Below are 26,265 nucleotides of genomic sequence, written 5' to 3'. Positions count from 1 at the left end.
GCCGGTCGAAGCCATAGGCGGCGCGGAGCTGCGCGGCGAGCTCCTGCGAGGCATCGGCGGGCAGCACCGCGACCAGCGGATCGCCCGGCGTGATGTGCACGAGCAGGAAACACACCAGCGCGACGCTGATGACGATCGGAACGACATAGACGATGCGTCGGGCGATATAGGCGAGCACGTTTGGTTACTCAGTTGAATGCGTAGATATCGCAGGTCGTCATGGCCGGGCTTGTCCCGGCCATCCACGTTCTTCTTGGTCCGTCATTCCGGGGCGATGCAAAGCATCGAACCCGGAATCTCGAGATTGCCCGGTGCGCAATTGCGCACCTGAGGTCCGGTCCTTCGGACTATTCCGGAATGACGGAGCTGGAGGAGACACGTGGATGCCCGGGTCAAGCCCGGGCATGACGCATTGATAGAGCGTGCTCACCTTACTGCGCGATCGACACCGGCGAGAAGTCGATGAACCAGCTCTTCGGCTGCACGACGCCCGTGACCTTCGGGCTCATCGCGCGCGGGCCGACGTCGTGGGCGACGTAGAGGAACGCCGCGTCGTCGACGGAGGCCGCGTGCAATTCGGCGAGCGCGGCGTCACGTGCGGCGGGATCGAAGGTCTGGCGCGCCTTCTTCACCAGCTCGTCGAATTTGGGGTTGTTGATGAAGCCCCAATTGTTCGAGACCGGCGGCGCCATGCCCGATTGCAGGAAGCGCACCAGGGCGAAGAACGGATCCATCGCCGCATAGGTCACGTTGGTCGCGTTCGAGCCGTTGGCTGACGGGTCCTTGGCACCGCGGCGCCAGTTGGTGAACAGCGTATTCCATTCGATGACGTCGAGCTTCACGTCGAAATAGCATTCGGCCAGCGCCTGCTGGAGATATTCGTTCATCGCCAGCGGCTGCATCTGACCCGAGCCGGACGCTGACGTCTGGACCTTGACCGCCAGCTTCTTGTTCGGACCGAAGCCTGCTTCCTGCATCAGCTTCTGACCGGCTGCCTTGTCGTATTTGATCTCGAAGCTCGGCTTGCCGCGCCAGGGATGGCCGGGCTCGAAGGTGCCGGTCGCGGGCACCATCAGGCCGGCGAGGAGGCCGTCCCTGAGGCCTTCGCGATCGACGCAGAGGTTCGCCGCCTTGCGCACGCGGATGTCGTTCCAGGGCGAGCCCTCGACGCGCGAGAATTGCCATGGCCAGACGTGCGGCTGCTCGTTGGCGTAGAGCTTGAAGCCGCGCTGCTTGAGTTCCGGCAGCGCGTCCGGTGCCGGTGCTTCGACCCAGTCGACCTGACCCGAAAGCAGCGCTGCGGTGCGCGCATTCGCTTCCGGCATCGGCAGGAGCACCATCTTGTCGATCTTGGGCACGCGCGCCTTGTCCCAATAGTTCGCGTTCCTGACCAGCTCGAGCCGCTCGCGCGGCGTGAAGCTCGACATCTTCCACGGGCCGGTGCCCGAAGCGTCCTTGGCGAACGCGGTCCAGGCAGCCTGCGACTTGGCCTTGGCATCCGCGCCTTCGGCCTTGTCGTAGAAGGCTTGCCACTTCGCCGGGCTCGCCATGAACAGGTTGGTGAGGTTGATCGGCAGGAAGCTGTCGGGCTCCTTGGTGGTGAGCTCGACCGTCATGTCGTCGATCTTCCTGGCGGAGGCCAGTGTCGGCATGCGCGAGGCCGTGACGCCAACCTGACTGGCGTCGAATTGCGGCGCATCCTGCTTCAGCACCTTCTCGACGTTCCACACGACGGCATCGGCATTGAACGGCGAGCCGTCGTGGAAGGTGACGCCGGGGCGCAGCTTGAAGACCCACTTGGTCTTGTCGGCATCGTCGACCTTCCACTCGGTGGCAAGGCCGGGGATCACCACGCTCGCCTTGTCGGCGGAGGACAGGTCCCAGCCGGTCAGCGCGTCGTACATGGTGAGGCCGGTGAAGCGGTTGCCCTCAAAACCCTGATCGGGCTGACCCAGGGTGCGCGGAATATCGGCAGCGGTCATGCCGATGCGCAACACGGTTTCGGCGCTGGCCGCACGCGGCCATGCGGCCACACTGCCGAGCGCCAACAGCGCGATCAGCGCCGCGCGGGTCTTGTTCTTCTTGATAAGCATCGCCTCAGTCCTTTTCCGGCTTTCGATGATTAATTTTGATGCAATCGTATGCAATGGCCATGCCAAGGAGAAACTTATTCGGCAAATTGCCCCCGCAACGACAAGTCCTTGTGATGACGCACGGTCGAGTTCGGCGCGCTGCCTATTCTGGCATCAAGATTGCAGGTTTGGCCCCGGATCCTCCCTGGAGCTTCGACTCATGCGTATTCGTCTATCCACCTGTCTCGCCGTGCTTGCGCTGGCAGTTTCCGCAATCTCGGCGCGCGCCGAAACGGTGGTGCGTTACGGCATCTCGATGGCGGACATCCCGCTGACGACAGGCCAGCCCGATCGCGGCGCCGGCGCTTACCAGTTCACGGCCTACACGATCTACGATCCCCTGGTCGCCTGGGAGATGGACGTCGCCGATCGCCCCGGCAAGCTGGTGCCGGGGCTCGCCACCGAATGGAAAGTGGACGATGCCGACAAGACCAAGTGGCGCTTTACGCTTCGCAAGGGCGTGAAGTTTCACGACGGCAGCGAGTTCAACGCCGATGCGGTGATCTGGAATCTGGACAAGGTGCTCAACGACAAGGCGCCGCAATTCGACAAGCGGCAGAGCGCGCAGGTGAAGACCCGCCTGCCCTCCGTCGCCAGCTACACCAAGATCGACGACTTTACCGTGGAGATCACCACCAAGACGGTCGATTCCTTCTTCCCGTATCAGATGCTGTGGTTCCTGGTGTCGAGCCCGGCGCAGTATGAGAAGCTCGGCAAGGATTGGGACAAATTCGCCAGCCAGCCCTCGGGCACCGGCCCTTTCAAATTGACCAAACTGGTGCCGCGCGAGCTCGCCGAACTCAGCAAGAATCCGGACTACTGGAACAAGAAGCGCATTCCCAAGGTCGACAAGCTCGTGCTGGTGCCGATGCCGGAGGCGCTGACGCGGACCAACGCGCTGCTCGCGGGCCAGGTCGATCTGATCGAGACCCCGGCGCCTGACGCGGTGCCGCAGCTCAAGGCCGCCGGCATGAAGATCGTCGACAACATCACGCCGCACGTCTGGAACTATCATCTGAGCGTGCTGCCGGGCTCGCCCTGGACCGACATCCGCCTGCGCAAGGCGCTGAACCTCGCGATCGATCGCGAGGCGGTGGTCGGCCTGATGAACGGCCTCGCCAAGCCGGCCAAGGGCCAGGTCGACCCGTCGAGCCCGTGGTTCGGCAAGCCCAGTTTCGATCTGAAATATGATCTCGCAGCAGCCAAGAAGCTGGTCGAGGAGGCGGGCTACTCCAAGGCCAAGCCGCTCAAGACCACCTTCATCATTGCACAGGGCGGCACCGGCCAGATGTTGTCGCTGCCGATGAACGAGTTCCTGCAGCAGAGTTTCAAGGAGATTGGCATCGACATCGACTTCAAGGTGGTCGAGCTCGAGACGCTCTATACGCATTGGCGCAAGGGCGCGGCCGACGAGATGAACGCCGGCATCACCGCCAACAACATCGCTTATGTCACCTCGGACCCGCTTTATGCCATCGTGAGGTTCTTCCATTCGGGCCAGGTCGCACCGGTCGGCGTCAACTGGGGCGGCTACAAGAACCCGAAGGTCGACGCGCTGATCGACGAAGCCAAGCAGACCTTCGACACCGCCAAGCAGGACGCGCTGCTAGCGCAGGCCCATGCACTGATCGTCGACGACGCGGCGCTGGTCTGGGTCGTCCACGACACCAACCCGCACGCGCTGTCGCCGAAGATCAAGCAATTCGTGCAGGCGCAGCACTGGTTCCAGGATCTGACGACGATCGGGGTGGAGTGAGGCGGCGGGCTGAGTGCCAGGCTCAATGAACGCGGTCGTCGCGGCTTTCGCCGGGACGATCGCTCGGAATGATCGCGCGCAATCGCCTCGATACTCGTCATTGCGAGCGGAGCGAAGCAATCCAGAATCTTTCCGCGGAGGGATCCTGGATTGCTTCGTCGCAAGAACTCCTCGCAATGACGGAGTGTGGGCGACTGCAGAACCCACTCACTTGCAGCCTACTTCGTCAGCAGCGCATATGCACCGGTCCAGCCCTCCGGTGGTGGATTGAGCTGGAAATCCCTGATCCTTGCCTCGTAGAGACGGAACAGCTTTTCCAGCGTGTCGGCGTCTTCGCTGCGGCGGCCGCGCTCGATCGCGTCCAGTGCGCCCTGCCAGTTGCGGCTGCGGTAGCAGCCGAGCATCTCGATGGTGATGTTGCGCAGGCGCTGGAATGCGCCCGAATGCATCACGTCTTCGCGGCCCGCGATGGCGTAGATGACTTCCGGCTCGGTCTTGCCCTTGACCATGATGAAGTCGAGCTCGAGGATCGCGAACTTCTCCTTGGCGGCGAGCGCAGTCCGCGAGCCCACGATGATCGGGAAGCCGTATTCCTTGGTCTGCCCCTCGAGACGCGAGGCCAGATTCACGCTGTCGCCGAGCACGGAATAGTTCTTCTTCAGGTCGGAGCCCATGTTGCCGACAACGCCGATGCCGGTGTTGAGGCCGATGCCGACGTTGAGCGGGATGTAGACGTGGCCGCCGTCGGCGGCCTCCTGTTCGCGCTCCTTGTTGACCAGATCGATTTGCTCCAGCATCTGGATCGCCGCCTCGCAGGCGTTGACCTCGTGCTCGGCATCGTCGAGCGGCGCGTTCCAGAACGCCATGATGGCGTCGCCCATGTATTTGTCGATGTAGCCCTTGCGCTCGATGATGACGTCGGTCAGCGGCGTCAGGAAGCGGTTCATCAGCGCGATCAGCCCTTGCGGATCGTGCTTGTAGCTCTCCGAGATCGTGGTGAAGCCGCGCACGTCGGAGAACATGATCGTCATCTCGCGTTCCTCGCCGCCGAGCACGAGCTTTTCCGGCGATTGTGCCAGCTGCTCGACCAGCACCGGCGACATGTATTGCGCGAACATGCCGCGGATCTGCACGCGCTGGCGCTGCTCGCGCACGAAGCTGGCGAAGATCAGCGTCAGGTAGATCGCGGTGGTCGAGAGCAGCGGATAGGTGAAATCGATGAGGTAGCGGTACTGCGCATAGAAGAACCAGGACGTGCCGACCAGGATCGCGGCGAACATCGCACCGGCGAGCACGAGGCGCACCGGTCCGAGATTCGGGGTGAAGATGATGACGAGCAGGCCGATGATCAGCGCCGCGATCAGCTCGACGCCAAGCGCATAGCTCGGCTGCGAGATCGCAGCCTTGCTGAGCACGCTCTCCAGCACCTGGGCATGAATCTCGACGCCCGGCATCGCCTTCTCGACCGGCGTAGTCTTAATGTCGTTCAAGCCGCCCGCCGAGGTGCCGATCAACACCAACTTACCAGCAATCCTGCTCGGCGGCACGGTGTTGTCGAGCACGTCGGCGGCGGAGACGTAGATCGACGGGTCCTGCCGCGCGTAATGCACCCAGAGCTGGCCGTTCTTGTCGGTCGGGATCTCGAGGCCCTTGAGGCGCACGGCCTTGATGCCGGTCTTGTCGGTGCGGATCAGCAGCGTCGGCGTTCCCGTGACGACCCGCAGGATCTCGAGGCTGAGCGAGGGCATGATGTTGCCCTGCGCGCGCATCACCATCGGCACGCGGCGGATCAGGCCGTCGCGCTCGGGTTTGATTGAGAACAAGCCGCGACCGGCGGCGACCTTCTCGATCGCAGGCACGTTGCGCAGCAAGCCGGGGAAATCGAAAAGGAAACGCTCCGATCCCTCCTCGCCGAGCGTCGCGATGCCCGTGAACGGAAGCGACTTGTCGAGTTCGGACAGCACCTCCGGCAGCCCGGTCTCGCCCAGCACCACGCGCGAGCGCTTGATCGCATCGGCGAGAATCTGGTCGTTGGTCGGAAGCTCGCGCAGCCTGGCGCGGGTGGCATCGTCGAGAGAGCGCATCTGGCCCGCGACCAGATCCGGATTGAGCCGGTCGGGCTCGGAAAACACCACGTCGAAGCCGATCGCCACCGCGCCGCTCTGGGTGAGGTTCTGGATCATATCGGCGATCCGCGTGCGCGGCCACGGCCACTGACCGAGCCTGGCGAGGCTCTTGTCGTCGATGTCGACGATAGTGACCGGCCGTGCCGTCTTGTGGCGCGGATCGATCAGCTGGAACATGTCGAAAGTGCGCAGCCGCAATTCCTGGATCGGCGGCGGATCCCAGAGGCGAACGCCGGCAAACAGAACCAGCAGCGCAAGGCACATCAGCCGGGCAAGGCCGAACTTCCGCGCAAACCACCGCCGCAGGATCTTGAGACGTTTCATGCTGGTGGAATATCACGCTTTGATGGCGAACGGCAGCGCGGATCGGCTCGCGGACGATCGCGCAGCGATCAGGCGTGGACGATGAAGTCGCTCGCCTGGACCTGGGCGACACCCTTCAGGAGGATGGTGTCCGTCGCATTGATCGTGATCAGGGTATCAGCTCCCGAGGCCGCCACATGCTGGGCTATCCATGCCGCGTCGATATCGGTCGCCACAACCGCCGTCAGGTTGATGTGGTCCTGACCGTGCTCAAAATCGAGGATCGTGTCGTGGTTAGAGTCGGCAGCGAACACGAACTGATCCTGATAGCCGGTCCCGAACAGCACGTCCTTGCCGTTGGTGCTGGCGAGGCTCACCGGGCCTTGTTCGTTCAGGTTGAAGATCAAATTGACCGTATCGCTCGCACCGTGGCCGTCGGTCACGGTGATCACGACCTTGTCCGTCTCAGCCGGGCTCTGGCTCGGATCGGTGTATGTCAGCGTCTGGAGCGCCGAATTGAGGTTGGCCAACGTGTCGGAGGTCGATGCGGGGTCCACATAGGTGCCCGAATCCGCGGACGCGGCGAGCGTGAAGGTTTCATCGACGGCAGCGTCGGCGTCGCTGACCGTGATGCCGTGGACGAAGACCTGGTCGCCTTCCTGCGAGACGCTGATCTGGTCGAGGTTGATCACGGGCGCAGAGGTCGTGTCGTTCGCGCCAGTCACGTCCACCGTGAGCGTTGCCGTGCCGGTCGCGCCATGCGCGTCCATGGTCTGGACGGTGAACGTATCCGTATAGCATCCTTCCGGCAGCGCGTTGATCGCCGTCGCGTCGGGAATGTAGCTGTAGCCGCCGTCGGGGTTAACCGTCAGCGAGCCGTACAGTCCCGCAACCGTCGTCACCGCATGATGATCCGCGTCCAGAACGGCATAGGTCAGTGTCGCCGTCTCGCCGCTGTCGACATCCGTTCCGGACAATTGGCCGGTGAGATTGGCGAACGTGTCGGCCGCGACAGTGTCCGTGAGCGGGCCGATGTCGAGATCGGCGAGCGTCGGCGCGTCGTTCGTGCCGGTAATCGTGACGGTGACGTCCTGGCTCACCTTGCCGCCGTGATGATCGTCGAACGTGACGGTGTAGACCTGCGTGATGGTCTGCCCCTCCGCCAGCGACTGCAGCACCGCATTGCTGTTGTCGAGGCAGAAGTGCCAGTCCAGCGTCGCACCGTTGCTGGTGTCGGCGTTGGATTCGGACACCGAGCCGATCGAGAAGGTGCCGATATGCGAACCGTCCCCGAAGCCCGGCAGATCCGTGCTGACGCACGACGACTTGAACGACCACTCCGCCGTATGGGTGTCGATCAGGTCGACGTCCTGGATCGCCAGCGTGCCGCATGTCAAAAGCGGCGAGCCCTCGTCCTCGGTGACCGCGCCCTTTGCCGCGTCGACGTCGCTCGTGATCGTCGGCGCGTCGTTGACACCCGTGATCGTGATGGTCACGTCCTGGCTAACGATGCCACCATGATGATCGTCGAACGTGACGGTGTAGACCTGCGTGATGGTCTGGCCTTCGGCCAGCGACTGCAGCATCGGATCGTTGGCATCGATCGTGAAGGTCCAGCTCACCGACCCTTCCGTGCCGGCGCCCGGGCTCTCGCTCACCGCTCCAAGCGAGAACGTGCCGATATGCGAGGTGCCGGCGCTGAAGCCGGGCAGATGCGCGCTCGAATTCGTCGACTTCAGCTCGAAGCTTGCGGTGTGGGTGTCCGTGAGATCGGGATCGTTGAATGCGATGATGCCGTTGGCCACGAGCGGCGCCGCCGCATCCTCGGTCACCGCGCCGGTCGAGGTCGTATCGTCCTCGATGATCGTCGGCACGTCGTTGGTGCCTTCGACATTGACGTCCGCGCCATTGATGGACACCGTGAGCGGCGTGCTGACGATGCCGCCATGCCCGTCATCGACCTGCACCACGTAGTTGAGGATCAGCTTCTCGTCCTCGGCAAGGAAGTCGAACAAGTGATCGGGGACGCTGTAGGTCCAGGTGGCCGAGCCGTTGTTGCCGTTTCCAGCGCCCTGAACTACGGACAGCGGCACCTTGACGGCGGCGATCGCCGCGAGCTGCGCGGGCGTCAGCGTGGCGGTGATGTCGTTGCCTTCCGCATCGAGATATTTGAACGGCTGGGTGGACGAGAGCTCAGCGCTCACGATCGGCCGGTCCGTCAGATCGACGTCGGTGAAGGTAACCGTGCCCGTGATGGTGTCCAGGGCCTCGTTGCCGGTCCCGACCTTCTCGATGACGTTTCCGCCCGACGTCGCCACGGTAGGCTTGTCGTTGGTCCCCGTGATCGTGATGGTGATCGGGATGAACCTGGACTCGGGGTTCACCACGAAATTGGTGTCGACGCGAACCATGTAGGTCAGCGTCAGGGTTTCGCCGGCCGCGAGGAAGTCGAAGACGTTGTCGGGGATCGTGTAGGTCCAGACCGCCGAACCGTTGTTCTCGTTGGCGGGGTCGGCGACGACACCGATCTGGATCTGGGTCGCCGCGATGTTGTTCTTCTGGAGCTCGGTGAGCGAGCCGGTGACGTCCTGCTGGCCGGCGCTCTTGTAGACGTAGTTCGGCGCCTCGGCGAGGCTCACGCTCACCGTCGGCCGATCGCCGAGGTTTTGATCGACGAACCTGATCAGGCCGGTGACAGTATCGGCCTGCGTGTCGCCGGTGGTGTCGGTACGCTCGGTCAGCGCGAACGCCGTCTTCACAATGCCGCCGGCATCGAAGCTTTGCGCTATCGGCTGGCCGGGAATACGGGTGACGGGCGGCGTGGGATTGCTGGGGCCGTCGCGTCCCTGCGGAGTGAGACTGACGAATGTCGCGATCGCGGCGGCGCCGGACCCCGACTTGAACACGAAGTCCAGGCTGATCGGCGTGATCGTGTCGGTGAAGTTCGTGGTCAGCTTGGTGTTGGTGTTGTTGTCGGTGAACTTCAGCGTGAACACGTCCGTGATCAGCTTCTGAATTTCCGGCGACATCAGCGCATTGCCGATCGACACGTTGCCGCCGCTGATCTGGATCATCTGGCCGGCCTGGTTGACCGTCGCGATCGGCAGCAGCGTGATCTTGTCGAACAGGATGTAGGAGCCGGTCGTACCGTTCGGCTCGACCAGCACCTGGAAGCTCGCCTGCGGCTGCGGATCGCCGCCGCCGGCGGGAACGACGAAGTTGATCTGGGTCAGCACCGCGGTGCCGCGGATGCCCATGGTCGCGACCGGCGTGTCGACCTTCATGTCGCCGTGCTTGGCGGTCTCGCCGGCGACGAAGGTGATGGTGCCCGCGACCAGGCTGAGCAGCGAGGAGTTGCTCGACCCGTTGGGGTCGTAGACCATCTCGTTCAGCACCATCCGCGCATTGGAGGACAGGCCGAACACGGTGCCGTCGATGAAGGTGATGCCGAGCGTCGAATCGGCGCCGGTCGAGACCACGTCGCCCTTCTCGACATTGTCGCCGTTGTTCAGGATGACCGAAACGCCGTTGCGGATCGCGGTCGCGCTGCCCGAGAGTTTTGTGACGTGGCCGATGACCTGGGCCGCAGCCGCGCCGGGCGCGGCCTGGGCAACCTCGACGTGGCCGGTAAGGGCGTTGACGATGTCGCCGGTGAGGTGGGCGCCGTCAGGCGAGGCGATCGCGGCGCGCTTGTCGCCCCTGAAATAATCGTGAACCACGAACTCGTGACCTTCGTGGGACAGCACGAGATCGAGGCCGGCGCGCTTGAACTCGCCGTTGAAGATCAGGTTCGGGTCGGGAACAACGAACGCGCCATCGGGCACATGGCCATGCGCCTTTGCGATGAAGGGCTTGGCCGCAAACGAATCGGCATGGACGTGGGCAGGCGAGCTGGAATCCTGGCCGTCCAAGGAGGTCGCGGCGTCAAGTTTGCCAGCGTAGTTCAACCGGGCACCGTAAAAAGGGTTAAAATCTAAGTAAGTATCGACTGCCTAAGCTTGCTTAGCATTACCAAGTCCTTAGCGAAACCGTCTATTGCTTGTGTGATTCCGCATCACTTGGCCATAGGAGCCCCCGCAGGCCGGCGCCTTCCCAGAGTAGCTGAAGTAACATTCCAAGCATTCTGCAGTCGAAATGAGCTTAGATGCACGCATTTCCCATCATTCCAAGTCGTTTAATGTAAAATTGGTCGAATGGATACTTGCGTTATCTTCCTTGCATGATGCCCTGTGAGATCCTGCGGCAAATACGGAGCAAAATCTGTGACCTAACTAACAAAAACCGTGAAATAGCGGTCTGTTAGCCATAGGACGCAGAATCGGCGGCCTCGCAACTTGTGCCTGCATCTGATTCCATTTCGCGGCAGCGCGGCCCTCCTAACCTCCGAATCGTAAAATTTTACGCAATTTGGACAGGCTTGTTTCAGCCTGTCCCATGGTTTTGGGAAACCCTGCCGGGCGCGTTAAGCAGAACAAAACGGCCCGCCTCGCACTATCTCCGCGAAAGCAACAAAGCCCGGCACGTCGAGATCGAGGGGGATCTCGCGAAACTCGGGAAGGGGATGTCAGATGGAGACCGCTGCCCGCTCGCGCACCTGGCGCGCAATTCTCGTCTTGTGCGGCTTGATCCTGCTCGGATCGGCCGCCGAGCTTCGCGCCGGCACGCTGCTGTCACCGGGCGCCGGCGTCGTCGTGCGCAAATCCGCCGAACCGTTCGGCGTGTTCGCCTTCGCCATCTCGTCCGGCGGCCTCCAGCAGAAATGGTCCGCGCTGAAGGACAAGCTCGACGACGAGATGGTGCAGCTCGCGCTGTGCGACGGTGACCGGGACAATTGCGCATCCCCTGCGGCCCTGAAGCTGCTCGCCATCGTCGACCAGGCCCGCGCCCGCGACGGCCGCGCACGCCTCGGCGAGACCAACCGCGCCATCAACCTCGCCATCCACGCCGCCAATGACGGCAGCGACGACGTCTGGAGCTCGCCGCTTGCGACCTTCGCGCGCGGCGCCGGCGATTGCGAAGATTATGCGATCGCCAAGCTCGCCGCGCTGCGGCTGGCGGGCGTTCCCCCCGAAGACCTCCGCATCCTCGTGGTGCGCGACACCCGCGCCGCCGAGGAGCACGCGATTGCCGCTGCACGGCTCGACGGCCACTGGCTGATGCTCGACAACCGCCGCATGGCGATGGTCGAGGACGACGCTGCGCGGAGCTATCAACCGCTGTTCGTGCTCTACCGGTCGGCCGTGATGAAATATGTCGACGAACCGGTGCGGATCTCGATGGAAGTCGCCGAAGCGCGTTGATCGTTGCAGCCCGGACGGATCCAGCCCCCACCACAAACCCATTTCGCCGCGCGATCCCAGGCGCTAGCATGGCGGCTTCCATCCGGGGGCGACTGGAATGCGATTCATCGTGCTGCCAGTGCTTGTGCTGCTGGCATTGCCGGCGGCGCCCGCCTCCGCGCAATCCGAACGCTCGATCGCCGACAGGCTGCCGCTGTTTGCCAGGAACAACTGCCAGCAGATACGCGATCCCGGCAACCAATTGTTCTGCGGTGACGCCGAGCTTGCCGCCGCAGCCGAGAGGCTGAGCACGGCGATCGAGGCGCGGCTCGCCCGCCTGCCCGATCGCCTGCCTGCAATCGAGGAGAATGCAATCTGGATCCGTCAGCGCAACCTCGGCTGCGGCATCGTCGGCCAGACCGCGATCCGCCCCGACGATTTCGACCGGGTGAAGACGTGCCTGCTCAAGGTCACCGAGGAGCGCGCCGCGATCGTGCGCGATCCCGATTTCGACTGCCTCGCGGCCAACACCGCGGCGGGCGCGCTGATCTGCGCCGACCCGTCGCTGGCGCTTGCCGAAACCGAGCTCAACGGCCAGGCGCTCGGCCTGATCGGCAAGCTCGACCCGACCGCAGCCCGCTTTGCGTTCGCCGAATATGGAAGGTGGACTAGAGAGCGCGACCGCAAATGCAACCTGGTCGGCAAGGAGAACGTGCCGCTGCAGGAGCTCGACTCCGCGGAGGATTGTCTCGCCGACCATTTGAAGCGCAAGACCGATGAAATCCGCGCGGCGAAGGGCGATCCAAAAAAGGTGTTCGGCCGACAGGTCGCGGCCCGCTCGCCCGATACCGACGCCGTCGATTTCTGCGCCGCGCGCATCCATGCGGCCAATTCCTGCGGCAACTTCCTGCGCATCAACCGTGTCTACGCCATCGAAAGCCAGGTGACCGAGCACGAGGCGCAGGTCACGGGCGAAATCGAGATGGCGGTGCTGGCGCCCTTCACCATGTGCAGCAAGGTCGCCTCCACCTGCACCGGCACCTGCTGGGACGCGAGGACGGGTCGTCCGGAGCCGGAAGCCCGCAACAAGGAGCGTTCTGCAGAAGCCTTCAACGTCACGCGCCGGCTGAGAATCCAGCGGACCTTTGCGTTCGTGAAAGCCGCCGACGGCTGGCGCTGCCGGGAGGACGAGCTGGCGCCGGTGAACTCGGGCAACGCGAGCGGGGGATCATGAACCCTTACCCTCCCCCGGAGGGGGAGGGTCGGCTCACATTGAGCGCAGCGAGATGTGAGACGGGGTGGGGTGAAGGTCTCTCCAACGAACTGTGCCCGTGTTGAGGGATCACCCCACCCCGCTCGCGCTTCGCGCGATCGACCCTCCCCCCAGGGGAGGGTGAAAGCAAACATCAAAACATCAGATTGTCCTTCACCAGCACCCAGCGGCCGCCCTTGACCTGCTGCACCTGGGTGACGGTGTTGGCGAGATGGTCGGTCTTGGAGAACTTGGTCGGCGGCGAGTTGAAGATGTCGAGGAACTTCTCGCCTGACTCGAGCGAGTCCAACATCTTCTGGCCCGTCAGATCCTTGCCCGCCTTGTTCGCGTAGAAGGCGAACGTCATCATCGCGTTGTAGCCGATGATCGCCTGCGTGTTGGCGTCTGCGTTGAACATCTTCTTGTAGTTGACGAGCCAATCCTTCACCTTGCCCTTGGCCGTATCCTCGTAGGGAATTTCGAATCCGCTGGCTGCATAGAGACCCTCGACGGCTTCCTTGCCCAGCGCCGGGACCTCCATCACGTTGGTGGGAGTGGCGCCGAGGAAGGTGACGTCCCAGCCGAGCTTCCTGGCTTCGGACATCGCCCCGATGGTCTCGCGAAGCACGGTGCCGAGCACGACGAGGTCGCAGCCATCGGACTTCATCTTGGCGATCTGCGCGCTGAAATCAGAGGCGCCGCGCTTGTAGCTCGTGATCGACGCCGGCTGCGCCTTCATGGCGGTGAGCTGCTGATTGAAGCCGTCGAGCACGTTCTTCCCGTACTCGTCGTCCTGATGCATGATGCAGGGCTTCTTGAAGCCCTTCCACTCCATCATGTATTTCAACGCGGCCCGTGTGCTCTCGACGTACGGCAGCAGATTGTTGAACTTCAATCGCTCCTGCGGCTTGGCCGGATCGAACTTGAAGGTGAACTCGGCCGCCGTCAGCGGGAAGAGCTGCAGGACGCCGGCGTCGAAGAGGATATCCTGCGCGGCGAGCACTGTCGGTGATCCCATCGGTCCCACCATCGCGAAGATCTTGTCGCGCTCGATCAGTTTTTGCGAAGCCAGCACGGCCTTTTTCGGATCATAGCCGCTGTCCTCGACGACCAGTCGAATCTTGCGGCCGTTGATCCCGCCGGATGCATTGATCTCCTCGGTGGCCATCTTCATGCCGTTTGCGACCGGGACGCCCCAGCCCTTGATCGGACCCGACAGGTCCTGGTGAGTGCCGATGACGATCTCGGTTGCCGAGATGCCCTCGTTGGTGACCTTGGTTTGCGCTGCGGCCGGCAGACAGGTGAACACCACGGCGCTCACAGCAAGGCCGAATGCGCTGAACGATTTCGACATTGACGTCTCCTCTCCTAAAGGCCCGTGTTGGACGAAGGGCGGGGGCCACGGCTCCTTCGCTTTCTCGAATCGGCTGGCTCGTCACGCCACCGCACGCTCGCGATACATCGCCTCGATCTCGGCGGCGTAGCGCTTGTTCACGAAGCCGCGCTTCAGCTTCATGGTCGGCGTCAGTTCCTCGTCCTCCGGCGTGAGCTGGCGCTCGATCAGATAGAACCTCTTGATGGTCTCGACGCGGGCAAAGTTGCCGTTGACCTGTTCGATCTCGCGCCCGATCAGATCCTGAATCTCCCTCGCCCGGCACAGGCTGGCATAGTTGGTGAACGGGATGTCGTGATCCTGGGCGAACTTCTCGACGTTCTCCTGGTCGATCATCACGAGACAGGTGAGATAAGGCCGCTTGTCGCCGATCACCACGGCGTCGGAAATGTAAGGCGAGAACTTGAGCTGGTTCTCGATCTCGGACGGCGTGACGTTCTTGCCGCCGGAGGTGATGATGATGTCCTTCATCCGGTCTGTGATCCGGACGAAGCCTTCATTGTCGATGGTGCCGACGTCGCCGGTGTGCAGCCAACCGCGCGGATCGATGGTCTCGGCGGTTTTCTCCGGCTGGTTGAGATAGCCCATGAACAGGAAGTCGCCCTTGATCAGGATCTCGCCGTCGGGCGACAGCGCGACCTCGCCCCAGGGCACCGCCGTGCCGACCGAGCCGAGCTTGATCCGTTCCGCCGGCATCATGGTGGCGACCCCGCAATTCTCGGTCTGGCCGTAGACCTCGTGCATGTCGATGCCGAGCGCCAGATACCAGCGGATCAGTTCCGGTGCGATCGGCGCCGCGCCGGTGAACGCGATGCGGCAACGATCGAGACCGATCATGCGGCGGATGTTGCGGAACGCGACCCGGTAGGCGATGTGGTTGGCGATGCGCAGCGACGGCGGCGGCACCCTGCCCTCGAGCCGGCACTCGACCATGCGGTAGCCGATGCCGATAGCGCGGCGATAGACCCATTGCTGCAGCGGCGTCGCATCCTTGAGCGCGATGGTGATGGCGGAATAGAACTTCTCCCAGATGCGCGGCACCGCCAGAAAGACGGTCGGCTGCACTTCGCGTAAGTTGTCCGGCACGGTTTCCGGGCTCTCGGCGAAATTCATCACCGAACCGAGCGCGATCGAGATGTAGTAGCCGCCGATGCGCTCGGCGACGTGGCAGAGCGGCAGGAAGATCAGCCGGTCCTCGTCCTCTCGCGCCGGGATGAAGTCGCTGGCGTGCCGCATCTGGTGCGTCACGCTGCGGTTGGCGTGCATCGCGCCCTTGGGCGGACCGGTCGTGCCGGACGTATAGACGAGGATCGCGAGATCGCCGGCGCTGCGGCTGTCGATCATCTCCTGCCACAGCGCTTCGCGCCCGACCATGTGGTTGCGGCCGAGCGCGCGAAACTCGTCGAGCGACATCACCATGTCGTCGGAGAAGCCGCTGAGGCCTTCCATGTCGAACACGATGATCTTCTGCAAGGACGGGCAGCGTGCATGGCAGGTGAGAATCTTGTCGAGCTGCTCCTCGTCCTCGGCGAAGATCACCTTGGTGCGGGAATCGTTGACGAGATACTCGACCTGGGACGAGGAATCGGTCGGATAGATTCCGGAGGAGACGCCGCCGGCGCACAGGATACCCATGTCGGCATGCACCCATTCCGGGACGGCGTTGGCGACGATGGAGGCGACGTCGCCCGGCATGAAGCCGATCGCCCGGAGCGCGTAGGCGATCTCCTTCGAGATTTCCAGCCATTGGCGCCAGCTCGTCGGCTGCCAGATGCCGAATTTCTTCTCGCGGATCGCCGGCCTGTCGCCCCGCGTCTCGGCGGCGCGCAAGAAGCTCTTCGCGATCGTATCAGCGACCGTCAGCACCGCCGGTCGGGCCATGCGCGTCTCCTCCTTGTCGCCTTCCCCTCCGCTGCCTGCCTTGCCGGCGGTCTATGTCTTGCGGAGAGGCGTCCCATTTAACGCCACGTTTTCTTCTTTTTCCAGCGCCGCTCGCCTCGCGCGCCCGCTTCCTTGGCGCCAAGGTAGAACTCCTGGATGTCCTGGGAATGCATCAAGCGGTCGCAGCTGTCGTTCATCACGATGCGGCCGATCTCCAGCACATAGCCGTAATGCGCCGTCTCCAGCGCCACCTTGGCGTTCTGCTCGACCAGGAGGATCGACATGCCCTGCTCCTCGTTGACGCGGCGGATGATGGTGAAGATCTCCTTCACCAGCAGCGGCGACAGGCCGAGCGAGGGCTCGTCGAGCAGCAGCAGCGTCGGCCTGTTCATCAGGGCGCGCCCGATCGCCAGCATCTGCTGCTCGCCGCCGGAGAGCTGTCCGGCCGGCTGGTTGATCCGCTCCTTCAGCCGCGGGAAATAGCCGTAGACACGCTCCAGATCCTCCGCGACGCCGTCGCGATCCCGGCGCGGATAGGCGCCCATCATCAGGTTCTCGCGCACCGAGAGGAACGGGAACACCTCGCGCCCCTCCGGCACATGACTGAGACCAAGCCGCACGATCCGGTCGGCCTCCATGCGCTGGATCGGCCTGCCCAGAAACTCGATCGCCCCCTTCTGCGGATCGAGGATGCCCGAGATGGTCTTCAGCACCGTGGTCTTGCCGGCTCCATTCGCCCCGAGCAGCGTGACGATGCGGCCGCGCGGCACTTCCAGCGAAATGCCCCGGATCGCCATGATCGGCCCGTAATAGCTCTCGACGTTGGAGAGCTTCAGGATGATATCCGGCGTCACGGCGGCATCCATCGCTCAGGCTCCCAGATACGCGGCAACCACGTCAGGGTGCTGCTGCACCTCGGCGGGCGAACCCATCGCGAGCACCCTTCCGTAGTTCAGCGCGATGACGCGGTCGGAGACCCGGTTGACCAGCGACATGTCGTGCTCGACCATCAGCACGGTGACGCCGAGCTCGTTCTTCAGGTCGCGGATCCAGAACGACATGTCGTCGGTCTCCTCGACATTGAGTCCGGACGACGGCTCGTCCAGCAGGATCAGTTTCGGCTCCGAGCACAGGGCACGCGCCAGCTCGATCACCTTGCGCACGCCGTAGGGCAGGCCCGAGATCAGCTTGTCGCGATAGGGTTCGAGATCGAGGAACTCGATGACCTGCTCGACCCTGCGGCGATGCACCTTCTCGTTGGCCCGCACGCTCGGCAGGAACAGCAGCTCCTGCCAGAGCTGCGTCGTCGAGTGCCGGTGGCGGCCGACCAGGAGATTCGACAGCACGGTCGCATTCTCGAACAGCTCGATGTTCTGGAAGGTGCGGGCGATCCCGAGCCTGGCGATGTCGTAGGGCGGCTCTTCCGTAATGTCCTGATCTTCGAAGAAGATGCGACCGGAGGTCGGCCGGTAGATCCGCGAGATCAGGTTGAAGATCGAGCTCTTGCCGGCACCGTTCGGCCCGATGATCGAGAGGATCTCGCCCCGCTCGACCGCGAACGAAACCGCATCGACCGCCTTGAGGCCGCCGAAATGCAGCGACAGGTTCTCGGCGCGGAAATAGCTCATCGGTTGCGCTCCGACTTCACGTAGATCTTCTGCCGCTTGAAGGTGGCGCGCTTGTAGAGCGGGAATAGCTGGAAGAAGAGCTTGATCTTCAGCCAGCGGCCGTAGAGCCCGAGCGGCTCGAACAGCACGAACAGCACGATGATGATGCCGTAGATCGCGCCCTTCAGGCCGTTGAGCGAGGCGAAGGCCGCGACGCTCGACTGGATATTGCCCGCAGTCCCCGTGCTCGCCCCGAAGGCCGCGGCGATCCCGGCGATGATGCCGGGCATGTCGTCCTTCAGATAGGTGAGGAACGGGTCGATCATCACGATGAAGATCGCACCGAGCACCGCGCCGTGCAGGCTGAAGGTGCCGCCGATCAGGATCACGATGATGAACTCGATCGAGAGCTGGAGCGTGAACATCTCCGGCGAGATGAAGGAGAGCTTGTGCGCGAACAACACGCCGGCAAAGCCGGTGATCGCGGCCGAGATCGCAAACGACTTCACCTTGTAGAGCGCGACGTTGACGCCCATGCTGCGCGCCGCCGTCTCGGAGTCGCGGATCGCGACGAAGGCGCGGCCGGTCGGCGAGCGCAGCAGATTGAGCGTGCCGACGATGGTCAGCACCAGCACGGCAAGGCAGAGGTAGTAGAAGGTCGGGCTGTCGCGCGGCACGGCGACGCCGAGCAGCGACAGGGTCTTGACCCGCATCCCCTCATTGCCGTTGGTGACGCTCTCCCAGCGCGCCAGGATCTCCTCGACGATCAAGGCAAAGGAGATGGTGGCGATGACGAGGTAGATGCCGGTGAGACGCAGGGCGGGAAAGCCGACCATCGCGCCGATGATGCCGGTCAGAAGGCCGGCGGCGAGGAAGTAGACCGGGAACGGCACGTTGTATGTCTGCAGATAGGCCGCCGTGTAGGCCCCGATCGCGAGGAACGCAGCGTGCCCGAGCGAAGCCTGGCCGGTGAACCCGGTCAGGATCAGGAGCGCCACGCCGACGATCGCATAGATGCAGACGAAGACGAGCTGGCTCATCAGATAGCTGGAGAGCGCGTAGGGCGCGATCAGCAGCAGCGCGAGCAGGATGCCGTAGGAAACGACGTAGCCCGAGTGCGGGAACAGCTTGATGTCGTCTTCATAGTCGGTCTTGAACAGGAAGCGCATGGCGTTCAGACCTTCTTGCGGACGTGGAGGCCGAACAGGCCTTCAGGCTTCAAGAGCAGTACCGTCAGCAGCACGACATAGGGCGCGACGTCCTTCCAGCCCTCGGGCAGGTAGAAGCCGGCCATGCTCTCGATCACGCCGATCAGGACACCGCCGACCACCGCACCCGGGATCGAGCCGAAGCCGCCGAGCACGGCGGCGGGAAACGCTTTCAGGCCGAGCACGAGGCCGACATTGGAGTGGATGAAGGTGATCGGCGCCAGAAGCACGCCGGCGCAGGTCGCGACCGCCGCACTGATCGCCCAGACCACCGACACCACGCGCTTGACCGGAATGCCCATGTAGTAGGCCGCGAGCATGTTCTCGGAGCTGGCGCGCATTGCGGTGCCGAGCGTGGTCTTGTTGAAGAACAGCCACAGCAGCGTGCACAGGATCATCGTCGCCGCGATCACCGACAGCTTGTCGTAGGCGAGCACCAGCGAGCCCATGCGCAGCACGCCCTGGCTGAACGGCGTCTCGATCTTCAGGTCGTCGGTGCCCCAGATCATGCCGGCGACCGAACGCAGGAAATAGCCCAGCCCGATCGTCGCCATGATGATCGAGAACTGCGGATAGCCGAGGATCGGCCGCACCACCACCCGCTCCGCCAGCATACCGAACAGCGCCATCGCGGCCACTGCACCGGCAAAGCCGATCCAGTAGTTCAGGCCCATCATGCCGATGAAGGTGAAGGCGAAGAAGCCGCCCAGCATCATCAGATCGCCCTGGGCGAAATTGACGACCTCGGTAGCCTTGTAGACGAGCACGAAGCCGAGCGCGATCAGGCCGTAAACGCAGCCGAGCGCAACACCGCTGACCAGCTGCTGAACGAAATCCAGCATCGCCGCGCATCCTCCCGATGCAACCGGCGGTTCTTTGTGACCGCCTTGCCGCATCTTGTGTCCAGTCGCTACGCAGTCGTTTCGCCGCGTTAGCGCATTTGTCCTGGCGCCAATTCAGCCTGAACCGTCAGGCGCTGTCAACAAACGGTGACTTGCCTTTAGTCCAAACCGGATGACGGAATTTGTCGGCCGTCGATTCACGGTGCCGAAACATCTTCAAGTCATGGTCGCTTGCGATGCAAAACCGGATGGTATGGCCGTCATGAAGCCGGGCAGCTCGGCGCTGGAAGTCCGAGGGTTAACGAAGCGTTTTGACCGTCTGGCGGTCGACGGCCTCGACCTCACCATTCACGCCGGCGAATTCTATGCGCTGGTTGGCCCCAACGGCGCCGGCAAGACCACCAGCTTGCGCATGGTTGCGGGCCTGCTGCGCCCCGATGCCGGCGCGGTCTCGATCTTCGGCATCGATGCGCTGCAAAACCCGGTTGCCGCCAAGCAGGTGATGGCGTGGGTCTCCGACGAGCCCATGATCTACGACAAGCTGACTCCGCTCGAATATCTCGAATTCGTCGCCGGGCTCTGGGGCATCGCCCCGTCGACCTCGGAACCGGTCGCGCAAGAGCTGCTCGGCTCGCTCGGGCTCGAGACGCACCGGCACGAGCGCTGCGAGGGCTTCTCCAAGGGCATGCGCCAGAAGGTGGCACTGGCCGGCGCGCTGGTGCACGATCCCCGCCTCATTATCCTCGACGAGCCGCTGACGGGGCTCGATGCCGTCTCCGCACGCCACGTGAAGGGCCTGCTCGGCGAACGCGTCCGCGCCGGCTGCACCGTCATCATGACCACGCATATTCTCGAGGTCGCCGAGCGCATGGCCGACCGCATCGGCGTGATCGCGTCGGGCCAGCTCGTCGCCGAAGGCACGCTGGCTGAGCTGCGTCAACAGAACGGCCATGCCGACACCAGCCTGGAGGACCTCTTCATCGCGCTGGTGACGCTTCAGGCCGCGGCATGAACTCGGCGACCGCGCTGTCCTGGTTTGCCCGCCACGAGCTGCGGCTCGCCCGGCGCGAATGGTTCGCCATGATGACGGGCGGCCGGCGCAAACGTGCGCGCGCCGCAGTGATCGGCCTGCTCTGCTTCGCCGCGCTGCTGCACCTGCCGGCCTGGGCGGTGATCGGCCGCTTCGCCGACCTGCAGCTGCCGCTCGACAAATCCTCGCTGATCGTGATTTCGGCGACGATCTTTCTCGCCTGGACCTTGATGCTGTCGCAGGCGATCGAATCGGTGACACGGGTGTTCTATGCCCGCGCCGATCTCGACCTGATCATGTCCTCGCCGTCGACGCTGGCCAATCTGTTCTCGGTCCGCATCGCCGCCATCGCGCTGACCGTCACCGTGCTTGCGCTGCTGTTCTCGACGCCGTTCATCGACGTGCTGGTGATCGGTGGCGGCGCGCGCTGGCTCGCGGCATTTGGCGTGGTCGTCGCCATGGGTCTGTCCGCCGCGGCGATCGCTATCGCCATCACCATCCTGTTGTTCCGGCTGATCGGCCCGGCGCGAACGCGCCTGATCGCCCAGATCCTCGCCGCGATCATCGGCGCGGGCTTCGTGATCGCGCTGCAGGTCGCCGCGATCATGTCCTACGGCACGCTGTCGCGCTTCACCATCCTGACCTCGGGCAGCCTTGCCGCTTACGCGCCCGACGCCGACAGCATCTGGTGGTGGCCGGCGCGGGCGACCATGGGCGACAGCGAGGCGCTGCTGCTGCTTCTCGCGCTCGCCCTGGTGCTGCTCGGCAGCGTCATGGCGATCTTCTCGCACCGCTTCGCCGACACCGCCATCGATGCGGCGGGGTACGGCGCGTCCGGCCGCGTCCGCGCGAGGGAGCGTCCGTTCCGCGCCGGATCGCGCCAGCAGGCGTTGCGGCGCAAGGAATTCATGCTGCTGTGGCGCGATCCCTGGCTGATCTCGCAGACGTTGATGCAGCTGCTCTATCTGGTGCCGCCGGCGCTCCTGCTCTGGCGCAACTTTGCCGACAGCTCCGCAGCGCTGACGCTGATCACACCTGTCATTGTCATGGCGGCCGGACAGCTTGCCGGCGGGCTCGCCTGGCTGACGATCTCCGGCGAGGACGCTCCCGATCTCGTCGCCACCGCGCCGCTGATGTCGTCCAGCGTCATCCGCGCCGAGATCGAGGTGGTGCTGATCGCAATCGCCGTGATCTTCAGTCCGCTGGTCGCGGCGCTGGCCTTCGCCTCGCCATTCCAGGCGGTGATCAGCGCCGGCGCGATCATGGTCGGTGCGGCCTCGGCGACGGCGATCCAGCTCTGGTTCCGGGTGCAGGCCCGTCGCAGCCAATTCCGCCGCCGCCAGACGTCTTCGCGGCTTGCGACCTTCGCCGAAGCCTTCTCCTCGATCGGCTGGGCCGCGACCGCCGCGCTGCTGCTCGCCCTGCCGCTGGCCGGCCTCATCAGCGGCCTGATCACCGCGAGCCTCGTCGCCCTCACCTGGAAGTTCAGCCCAAGGCGCGACTGGATGGCGGAATGACAGGTGCGACACTGACGCGCTGTTGATCGCCGGCTGTTGGCGGCGCGCTGCATTGCACGCTAGACTTCCCCCCGGCGTCATTGGGGACGGATCATGTGGCGACTGGTTTCGGCGGCTCTGGCGCTGTTCGGTGCATTCCTCACACCTGCCCTCGCCCAGCAGCCACCTCAACGCAGCGAATGCCTGGCGATGGCGAACGCGGCGCCCCGCGTGATGCCGGTTGCGTTCCGGCTGGCGGCAGCCCCGGCCGAGGTCCAAATCACCTATGCCGGCCACTCCACCTACTTCATCGACACGCCCGCCGGCTTGCGCATCGCGACCGACTATAGCGGCGCATACCAGGTGGGGCGGCTGCCCGACGTCGTCACCATGAACCGGGCGCACAGCACGCACTATTCTCTGTATCCCGACAAACGAATTCCCCATGTGCTGCATGGCTGGGGCGAGGACGGCAAGCCGGCGATCGTGTCGGAGCGCATCAGTGACACCTTCATCCGCAACGTCACGACGGACATCCGCCGCCATTTCGGCGACGATGCCGGCACCGACATGATCCGCGACGGCAATTCCATCTTCATCTTCGAGGTCGCCGGCCTCTGCATCGGCCATCTCGGCCACCTTCACCACAAGCTCGACGACAGCCATTTCGCCCAGATCGGACGGCTCGACATCGTGATGGTGCCGATCGACGGTACGTACACCATGTCGCTGGACGGCATCTCCGAGATCACCAAGCGGCTACGCGCCTCGGTGGTGCTGCCGATGCACCGCTTCGCCACTCCGCTCGACGACTTCATGCGCCGGATCGGCCAGCAGTTCGAAATCGACCGGCGCACCGAGCGGTCATTCCGGATGTCGCGGGATGCGCTGCCGCCGAAGCCGACCGTGATCATCCTCGACGGGGTCTGAGCGCCACAACCGGAACGCATCAACCGTCAACGACTTGAACCGTCAACGACTTGGCTGCTCCGAAATCCATGTCAATGTCTCCGTTATCATGGTCTGGCGCGCTGAACGCGCGAGCAGCCGGCGGACGCACGCCGAGGCCGATCGAACCATGAGGCATCTGTCACGGCGCAGGACCCGAGGACTGACGGCAATTTTCTCCAAGTCGCCCGCGGCCCGTTCGTGCTGAAATCTCCGCGACAGGAGAGCAACATGAGCGACTTTGCGAGACTTCTGCACGCGAGCGGGCCGCATCCCGACAACGAGGCGGCCCTTCGGCTTTACGGCCGCTTCGTTGGCGACTGGAACAGCGAGATCACGGCACATGCGCCGGACGGCGCCAGGCACACCGCACTTGACGAAATCCATTTCGGCTGGGTGCTGGAAGGCCGCGCGGTGCAGGACGTCTGGATCATCCCCCGGCCCGCGGACAGCCGGGCCTTTCCGATCGCCGGCAATTGGTATGGCACGACGCTGCGCGTCTACGATCCGGCCATCGATGCGTGGCGGATTTCCTGGTTCGATCCCGGCCGCCGCGTGTTCCGCCAGCAGATCGGCCGTCCGCGTGGAAACGACATCGTGCAGGAAGGCACGACCGAATCCGGCGAGCTGACGCGCTGGAGCTTTACAGGGATCACCAACGACTCCTTCCATTGGCTTGGCGAAGCCAGGTCCGCGGCAGCGCAGGATTGGCGGCTGATGGTGGAGGTCAAAGCACGACGGCGCAGGCCATGAGCATCGGCAGCCATGATCTCGAAACGAGAAGAGGGGCCGGAATGTCGATCCCGCCCCCTCTTCGTCGTGGCCGCTGGGAAGCGTCCCTGGAACGCTATTGTCCGCTTTAGCCGGCACCCATGAGCGAGGCCGGACGGCGCTCGCCGGTGGAGGCGAACATCTTCTTCAACTTGTTGACGACGCGGATCAGGAAGCCGATCATCACCGGATTGGTCTTGCGGCAGAAGGCGATCTTCTTGACGTGCCCTTCGACATGCCATTTGGCGTGTGCGCCGTCGCGGAAGAAAATGACGTCGCCGGGGCCATAGCGCTTGGGCGGCATGCCGTCGCTTTCGAGCACGATTGATCCTTCCATGATCATGATCGTCTCGTCGATGTCGTAGTACCAGTTGAAGCGGCCTTCGGTGCAGGACCAGATGATTGTCTGGGCGGTCCCATCGGCGCTGGTCGACAGGACGCGCGAGCGGGATACGGGATTGCCCTCGATGATCCAGGACGGCTCGATCGGCCGCAGTTCGAGCTCCACATTGCAACTACCGACTTCAATCAATGCGCGCGACATCTGCTTCCTCAGGAAATGATATTGCGGCCGAACCCCGGCCCGGATTGTTTCGAAAGATGCCCCGACGCTAGTAGTCCGTTTTTAATTCTTTCTTACGCCGGCTTCGAGAATCAGCCGGAAGCGGCAAGTGCAAACCGGTTAACGTCCCGATTCCCCTTGCAAATCCGCCCACATGCTTCGGTCCTTCCCAGGGTGCGACAAAATGCGCGAAGGCCCTGGAACCGAGCTCACCAATGTCTTTACGCCCGAGGCTCTGGTCGCCGGGCTCCGGCGGCGCGCTCGCGTTGCTTCCTCCGCAGCATGCGCATCGGGTCTTTTCGAGCGAACCGCGAAGAGAGTCGCGCAGGCTACTTGGCCCATTCGCCCTTGCGGAACACGGGCACCTTGCTGCCGTCGGCCAAAATGCCGTCGATGTCGGTCTCGGCCGAGCCGATCATCCAGTCGATATGGATCAGGCTCTGGTTGCCGCCTTGCGCCGCGATCTGCTGCGGCGTGAGCTGGGCGCCGTTGACGAAGCATTTCGAGTAGCACTGACCGAGCGCGATGTGAGACGCCGCGTTCTCGTCGAACAGCGTGTTGTAGAACAACAGCCCGCTCTGCGAGATCGGCGAGGAATGCGGCACCAGCGCCACTTCGCCGAGGCGCCGCGCGCCCTCGTCGGTGTCGAGCACCTTGTTCAGCACTTCGGCGCCGCGCGAGGCTTTTGCGTCGACGATCTTGCCGTCCTCGAAGCGCACCGCGATGTTGTCGATCAGCGTGCCCTGATAGGACAGCGGTTTCGAACTCACGACATGGCCGTAGACGCGGCGGCAATGCGGCGTGGTGAAGACCTCTTCGGTCGGGATATTGGCGTTGCAGCTGATGCCGTTCTTGGAGAGCGAGGCGCCGCCTTCCCATTCGTGGCCATCGGCGAGCCCGATGGTCAGGTCGGTGCCCGGACCCGAGTATTGCAGCGCGCGAAAACGCTGGCCGTTGAGCCAGTTGGTGCGCTCGCGCAGCACCGCATTGTGGCTCGCCCAATTGCTCATCGCATCCTCGCGGTCGACGCGGGATGCGGCGAAGATCGCGTCCGCGAGCTTGCCGACGGCGACGTCCTCGGGATCATCAGGAAACACCAATTTGGCCCAGGACGGGCTCGGATAGGCGATGATGTTCCAGTTGGTGTCGAAATTGACGATCTTTTCCAGCGCGGGCTGATAGGCCATCGAATTCGCCTTGCTGGCGCGCGCCACCTTGGAAGGATCCTCGCCCGACAGCAGCATCGGGTTGTCGCCGACGATGGCGAGCCGTGCCGTGTTGTCCGAGAACGCCTTCGCCATGCCCTCGTAGAGCCAGCCGGCGGCACGATCGAAACTGTCGTCGCGGCCGTGGCGGTAGCGCGCCAGCGTCATCTCCTCGTCCGACAAGATCGGCGTCACGATGCCGGCGCCGGCCTTGTAGGCATGCACGGCGATCCGCCGCACCAGCGGCAGCGCGATCGCGGGCGCCGTCAGAAGCAGATCCTGTCCCGGCCGCAAGCCCAGGCCCACCTTCACCGCGACCTCGGCCAGCCGGTCGAGCTTCGCGGGATCGATGGGAGTGGAGGTATTGCGTTGATCAGTCATGCCGGGCCCTCTGCCGAAAGTCTCTCGTTCAATCTAAGTCTAGCATCGCAAGACACAAGTGTGCGAGCGGCCTGCGACGCATGAAAGATACGT

17 protein-coding genes and 3 pseudogenes are annotated in these 26,265 nt (G+C 63.9%); 7 read left to right on the top strand and 13 right to left on the bottom strand.

Features of this window, described 5'->3' with window-relative positions; genetic code table 11:
• Together IC50_RS16675 and IC50_RS16670 are read right to left on the bottom strand one after the other, a co-directional pair.
• Positions 1-178, bottom strand: a pseudogene (locus IC50_RS16675) (ABC transporter permease); the annotation flags it as partial.
• A gap of 253 nt (positions 179-431) precedes the next feature.
• A complete protein-coding gene (locus IC50_RS16670; protein WP_035706781.1) occupies positions 432-2,093 on the bottom strand; it encodes an ABC transporter substrate-binding protein in 1,662 nt (553 codons plus the stop codon).
• Between the two features lie 199 nt (positions 2,094-2,292).
• Between IC50_RS16670 and IC50_RS16665 the strand changes: the two genes are divergently transcribed.
• On the top strand, positions 2,293-3,888 hold the full coding sequence (locus IC50_RS16665; protein ID WP_035706779.1) for an ABC transporter substrate-binding protein: 1,596 nt from the start codon (positions 2,293-2,295) through the stop codon (positions 3,886-3,888).
• A gap of 218 nt (positions 3,889-4,106) precedes the next feature.
• Here IC50_RS16665 and IC50_RS16660 read toward each other — a convergent pair whose 3' ends face one another.
• The 3 genes and pseudogenes from IC50_RS16660 to IC50_RS44035 all read right to left on the bottom strand — a co-directional run.
• A complete protein-coding gene (locus IC50_RS16660; RefSeq protein WP_035706777.1) occupies positions 4,107-6,338 on the bottom strand; it encodes a CHASE2 domain-containing protein in 2,232 nt (743 codons plus the stop codon).
• A 68-nt stretch (positions 6,339-6,406) separates the two neighbouring features.
• Positions 6,407-7,924: pseudogene (locus IC50_RS44040) on the bottom strand (VCBS domain-containing protein); the annotation flags it as partial.
• A gap of 698 nt (positions 7,925-8,622) precedes the next feature.
• Positions 8,623-10,264: pseudogene (locus tag IC50_RS44035) on the bottom strand (FecR family protein); the annotation flags it as partial.
• 621 nt (positions 10,265-10,885) lie between these two features.
• Here IC50_RS44035 and IC50_RS16650 point away from each other — a divergent pair.
• Positions 10,886-11,617 (top strand): transglutaminase-like cysteine peptidase, encoded by a 732-nt coding sequence (locus IC50_RS16650; protein ID WP_035706774.1) that lies wholly within the window; start codon positions 10,886-10,888, stop codon positions 11,615-11,617.
• Between the two features lie 97 nt (positions 11,618-11,714).
• Positions 11,715-12,830: a lysozyme inhibitor LprI family protein gene (locus tag IC50_RS16645; protein WP_035706771.1), complete on the top strand. Its 1,116-nt coding sequence runs from the start codon at positions 11,715-11,717 to the stop codon at positions 12,828-12,830.
• A 172-nt stretch (positions 12,831-13,002) separates the two neighbouring features.
• Here the strand turns inward: IC50_RS16645 and IC50_RS16640 are convergent, their stop codons facing one another.
• The 6 genes from IC50_RS16640 to IC50_RS16615 all read right to left on the bottom strand — a co-directional run bounded on the left by IC50_RS16640 (position 13,003) and on the right by IC50_RS16615 (position 19,779).
• Positions 13,003-14,202 carry an ABC transporter substrate-binding protein gene (locus tag IC50_RS16640; protein WP_035706768.1) on the bottom strand — a complete coding sequence of 400 codons (1,200 nt, stop codon included), beginning with the start codon at positions 14,200-14,202 and terminating at the stop codon, positions 13,003-13,005.
• An 81-nt stretch (positions 14,203-14,283) separates the two neighbouring features.
• Complete coding sequence (locus tag IC50_RS16635; protein ID WP_035706765.1) at positions 14,284-16,122, bottom strand: AMP-dependent synthetase/ligase; 1,839 nt, start codon at positions 16,120-16,122, stop codon at positions 14,284-14,286.
• 77 nt (positions 16,123-16,199) lie between these two features.
• The gene (locus IC50_RS16630; RefSeq protein WP_035706763.1) at positions 16,200-16,988 is read right to left on the bottom strand and encodes an ABC transporter ATP-binding protein; all 789 of its coding nucleotides are present in this window, start codon (positions 16,986-16,988) and stop codon (positions 16,200-16,202) included.
• Between the two features lie 3 nt (positions 16,989-16,991).
• On the bottom strand, positions 16,992-17,750 hold the full coding sequence (locus IC50_RS16625) for an ABC transporter ATP-binding protein (RefSeq protein WP_035706760.1): 759 nt from the start codon (positions 17,748-17,750) through the stop codon (positions 16,992-16,994).
• Positions 17,747-18,898 carry a branched-chain amino acid ABC transporter permease gene (locus tag IC50_RS16620; protein WP_035706757.1) on the bottom strand — a complete coding sequence of 384 codons (1,152 nt, stop codon included), beginning with the start codon at positions 18,896-18,898 and terminating at the stop codon, positions 17,747-17,749. The genes IC50_RS16625 and IC50_RS16620 overlap by 4 nt, the downstream gene beginning before the upstream one ends.
• Positions 18,899-18,903: 5 nt before the next feature.
• Entirely contained in the window at positions 18,904-19,779 is an 876-nt protein-coding gene (locus IC50_RS16615) for a branched-chain amino acid ABC transporter permease (protein ID WP_035706754.1), read from the bottom strand.
• Positions 19,780-20,041: 262 nt separating this feature from the next.
• On the opposite strand from IC50_RS16615, the gene IC50_RS16610 reads away from it, so the two are divergent.
• From IC50_RS16610 to IC50_RS16595, 4 genes are all read left to right on the top strand, one after another.
• Positions 20,042-20,791: an ABC transporter ATP-binding protein gene (locus IC50_RS16610; protein WP_035706789.1), complete on the top strand. Its 750-nt coding sequence runs from the start codon at positions 20,042-20,044 to the stop codon at positions 20,789-20,791.
• A complete protein-coding gene (locus tag IC50_RS16605; protein WP_035706751.1) occupies positions 20,788-22,326 on the top strand; it encodes a hypothetical protein in 1,539 nt (512 codons plus the stop codon). The genes IC50_RS16610 and IC50_RS16605 overlap by 4 nt, the downstream gene beginning before the upstream one ends.
• Before the next feature lie 93 nt (positions 22,327-22,419).
• Complete coding sequence (locus IC50_RS16600) at positions 22,420-23,235, top strand: MBL fold metallo-hydrolase (protein ID WP_035706748.1); 816 nt, start codon at positions 22,420-22,422, stop codon at positions 23,233-23,235.
• 249 nt (positions 23,236-23,484) lie between these two features.
• Positions 23,485-24,006, top strand: coding sequence for a hypothetical protein (locus IC50_RS16595; RefSeq protein ID WP_035706746.1), 522 nt, complete (start codon positions 23,485-23,487; stop codon positions 24,004-24,006).
• Positions 24,007-24,112: 106 nt separating this feature from the next.
• Here IC50_RS16595 and IC50_RS16590 read toward each other — a convergent pair whose 3' ends face one another.
• Together IC50_RS16590 and IC50_RS16585 are read right to left on the bottom strand one after the other, a co-directional pair.
• Positions 24,113-24,568, bottom strand: a complete 456-nt coding sequence (locus IC50_RS16590; protein WP_035706743.1) for a cupin domain-containing protein — start codon at positions 24,566-24,568, stop codon at positions 24,113-24,115.
• 347 nt (positions 24,569-24,915) lie between these two features.
• Positions 24,916-26,172, bottom strand: a complete 1,257-nt coding sequence (locus tag IC50_RS16585; RefSeq protein ID WP_035706740.1) for an aminopeptidase — start codon at positions 26,170-26,172, stop codon at positions 24,916-24,918.
• Positions 26,173-26,265 lie beyond the last annotated feature (93 nt).

The organism is Bradyrhizobium genomosp. I (2014) (genome assembly GCF_000261685.1).
In the GTDB taxonomy this organism is placed as follows: Bacteria; Pseudomonadota; Alphaproteobacteria; order Rhizobiales; family Xanthobacteraceae; genus Bradyrhizobium.
Note: the sequence above shows the minus strand (reverse complement) of the source record. Positions and strands in the feature narration are given on the sequence as shown.

Excerpts from the sequence above, each read along its gene's own strand:
- IC50_RS16670 (WP_035706781.1), bottom strand. The coding sequence starts at position 2,093 with ATGCTTATCAAGAAGAACAAGACCCGCGCGGCGCTGATCGCGCTGTTG.
- IC50_RS16665 (WP_035706779.1), top strand. The coding sequence starts at position 2,293 with ATGCGTATTCGTCTATCCACCTGTCTCGCCGTGCTTGCGCTGGCAGTT.
- IC50_RS16660 (WP_035706777.1), bottom strand. The coding sequence starts at position 6,338 with ATGAAACGTCTCAAGATCCTGCGGCGGTGGTTTGCGCGGAAGTTCGGC.
- IC50_RS16650 (WP_035706774.1), top strand. The coding sequence starts at position 10,886 with ATGGAGACCGCTGCCCGCTCGCGCACCTGGCGCGCAATTCTCGTCTTG.
- IC50_RS16645 (WP_035706771.1), top strand. The coding sequence starts at position 11,715 with ATGCGATTCATCGTGCTGCCAGTGCTTGTGCTGCTGGCATTGCCGGCG.
- IC50_RS16640 (WP_035706768.1), bottom strand. The coding sequence starts at position 14,202 with ATGTCGAAATCGTTCAGCGCATTCGGCCTTGCTGTGAGCGCCGTGGTG.
- IC50_RS16635 (WP_035706765.1), bottom strand. The coding sequence starts at position 16,122 with ATGGCCCGACCGGCGGTGCTGACGGTCGCTGATACGATCGCGAAGAGC.
- IC50_RS16630 (WP_035706763.1), bottom strand. The coding sequence starts at position 16,988 with ATGGATGCCGCCGTGACGCCGGATATCATCCTGAAGCTCTCCAACGTC.
- IC50_RS16625 (WP_035706760.1), bottom strand. The coding sequence starts at position 17,750 with ATGAGCTATTTCCGCGCCGAGAACCTGTCGCTGCATTTCGGCGGCCTC.
- IC50_RS16620 (WP_035706757.1), bottom strand. The coding sequence starts at position 18,898 with ATGCGCTTCCTGTTCAAGACCGACTATGAAGACGACATCAAGCTGTTC.
- IC50_RS16615 (WP_035706754.1), bottom strand. The coding sequence starts at position 19,779 with ATGCTGGATTTCGTTCAGCAGCTGGTCAGCGGTGTTGCGCTCGGCTGC.
- IC50_RS16610 (WP_035706789.1), top strand. The coding sequence starts at position 20,042 with ATGAAGCCGGGCAGCTCGGCGCTGGAAGTCCGAGGGTTAACGAAGCGT.
- IC50_RS16605 (WP_035706751.1), top strand. The coding sequence starts at position 20,788 with ATGAACTCGGCGACCGCGCTGTCCTGGTTTGCCCGCCACGAGCTGCGG.
- IC50_RS16600 (WP_035706748.1), top strand. The coding sequence starts at position 22,420 with ATGTGGCGACTGGTTTCGGCGGCTCTGGCGCTGTTCGGTGCATTCCTC.
- IC50_RS16595 (WP_035706746.1), top strand. The coding sequence starts at position 23,485 with ATGAGCGACTTTGCGAGACTTCTGCACGCGAGCGGGCCGCATCCCGAC.
- IC50_RS16590 (WP_035706743.1), bottom strand. The coding sequence starts at position 24,568 with ATGTCGCGCGCATTGATTGAAGTCGGTAGTTGCAATGTGGAGCTCGAA.
- IC50_RS16585 (WP_035706740.1), bottom strand. The coding sequence starts at position 26,172 with ATGACTGATCAACGCAATACCTCCACTCCCATCGATCCCGCGAAGCTC.